General features: G+C 65.7%; 3 protein-coding genes. 1 reads left to right on the top strand and 2 read right to left on the bottom strand.

The features are described from left to right. The first annotated feature begins 512 nt into the window (after positions 1–512). The gene (locus tag GPA_RS03155) at positions 513–1,469 is read left to right on the top strand and encodes an L-lactate dehydrogenase (protein ID WP_015538906.1); all 957 of its coding nucleotides are present in this window, start codon (positions 513–515) and stop codon (positions 1,467–1,469) included. Positions 1,470–1,476: 7 nt separating this feature from the next. On the opposite strand, the gene GPA_RS17880 is transcribed toward GPA_RS03155, so the two are convergent. Together GPA_RS17880 and GPA_RS03150 are read right to left on the bottom strand one after the other, a co-directional pair. Beyond that, the gene (locus tag GPA_RS17880; protein WP_015538905.1) at positions 1,477–1,641 is read right to left on the bottom strand and encodes a hypothetical protein; all 165 of its coding nucleotides are present in this window, start codon (positions 1,639–1,641) and stop codon (positions 1,477–1,479) included. 3 nt (positions 1,642–1,644) lie between these two features. Continuing rightward, positions 1,645–1,918, bottom strand: a 274-nt coding sequence (locus tag GPA_RS03150) for an RNA methyltransferase (protein ID WP_167536591.1), incomplete at its 5' end; no start/stop codon positions are given.

Genomic DNA, 1,918 nt, shown 5'->3' with positions numbered 1-1,918 from the left:
GGCACGCACTTGCCGCACGTCTGCGCCGCAGCCGCCTGCAAAAGCGACCGCTGCACCACGACCGGGCACGTGCCCGGCGGCGTGGCCGTCACACGGCGCACGTATCTGTCTAGAGTGGCGGCGATGCGCCCGTCGTCCTTCGCCCTGGGCGCCACCGATAACCTTGCCAATGACCCTCCCCCGCTCGATTCCTTTCCCAAACACCTCCGCATCATAGCAGAGCGGCCGCGCCCCCGGCGGCGGCCGCACCGGGAACCGCAAACCCCACGGGAATTTCGACGGGCGGCAGCATTTTGAAACATTCATCCTGCTATTGAAACAGAGCAGAACCGCGTTGGGCAGCCAACCTCTTCCGTTTCTTTTTAATACGGAAAGCGATGCCGCATCATCCCGATCGCCATCACTTTGCCAAACGGGGAAACCCTGGCGAAATCCTTGAGGCCTTGACGGCGACGCGTCGTTGCAGTAGGTTCGAGCCAATACGCTACCGTAACGCTAGGGAAAGGCTTCACATGGCCAAAACTGCCAACAACCGGAAGGTCGCCATCGTCGGATGCGGGTTCGTGGGATCCGCCACGGCGTTCGCGCTCATGCAGAGCGAGCTGTTCACCGAGATGGTGCTCATCGACGTCGACCGCGACCGCGCGGAGGGCGAGGCGCTCGACATCGCGCACGGCATGCCCTTCGCCGGCCCCATGAACATCTACGCGGGCGACTACGACGACGCGGCCGACGCGGCCATCATCATCGTCACGGCCGGCGCGAACCAGCAGCCCGGCGAGACGCGCCTCGACCTCGTGCACAAGAACGTGCGCATCTTCAAGTCCATCATCCCCGAGATCGCGCAGCGCGACTACCAGGGCATCCTGCTGGTGGTGTCGAACCCGGTGGACATTCTCACGCACGTGGCGCTCAAGCTGTCGGGCATGCCGGAGAACCGCGTGATCGGGTCGGGCACCGTGCTCGACACCGCGCGCTTCAAGTACATCCTCGGCGAGCATCTGGGCGTGGACCCGCGCAACGTGCACGCGCGCATCATCGGCGAGCACGGCGACAGCGAGATCGCGGCCTGGAGCACGGCGAACGTCTCCGGCATCCCCGTGAACGACTTCTGCGAGCTGCGCGGCCATTTCGACCACGACGAGTCCATGCAGCGCATCGCGGAGGACGTGAAGAACAGCGCCTACGAGATCATCGCGAAGAAGAAGGCCACCTACTACGGCATCGCCATGTCGGTGAAGCGCATCTGCGAGGCCATCGTGCGCGACGAGAAGCCCATCCTGCCCGTGTCGAACTTCCAGCGCGGCGTCCACGGCCTGCACGACGTGGTGCTGAGCATGCCCGCGGTCGTGGGCAAGGACGGCATCGAGTACCAGGTGCCCACCCCGCTCTCCGACGACGAGCTGGCCCGCCTGCACGCATCCGCGGAGACGATGCGGGAGGTGATGAGCGGGTTGGATTTGGAGTAGGCGGCGCTCAGCGGCCGCCGGCGAGCGCAAGCGCCACGAAGATCAGGGCCACAACGGCAAAGAACGGGACTGCGATCGCAACGACAATCCAGAACACGCGGACTTCGCCATCTCTATTGCGCAACGTGGGCAGGGGCGTGTCGATCAGCAAGGAAAGCAGGAAATCGAGCATGGCCTAACGCCACTTCGTGCGCAGTTCCCAGAAGGCCACGGCGCTGGCGGCGGCCACGTTGAGGGAGTCCACGTCGTGGTCCATGGGGATCTTCACGGTGTAGTCGCTGGCGGCTATCGTGGAGGCGGCCAGGCCGTCGCCCTCGGTGCCGAGCACGAGCGCCAGGCGCTCGCAGTCGCGCAGGCGCGCATCGTGCAGGTAGATCGCGTCGTCCGCGAGCGCGAGCGCGGCCGTGGCGAAGCCGAGCGAGCGCAAGAGCGGCACGCCCTCCGTCGCC

This window comes from Gordonibacter pamelaeae 7-10-1-b, assembly GCF_000210055.1.
Lineage (GTDB): Bacteria > Actinomycetota > Coriobacteriia > Coriobacteriales > Eggerthellaceae > Gordonibacter > Gordonibacter pamelaeae.
The sequence above is the reverse complement of the archived record's forward strand: the minus strand, read 5'-3'. Positions and strand labels throughout refer to the sequence as shown.

Bases quoted from the DNA above. Each gene is read 5' to 3' on its own strand.
- GPA_RS03155 (WP_015538906.1), top strand. From the start codon at position 513: ATGGCCAAAACTGCCAACAACCGGAAGGTCGCCATCGTCGGATGCGGG.
- GPA_RS17880 (WP_015538905.1), bottom strand. From the start codon at position 1,641: ATGCTCGATTTCCTGCTTTCCTTGCTGATCGACACGCCCCTGCCCACG.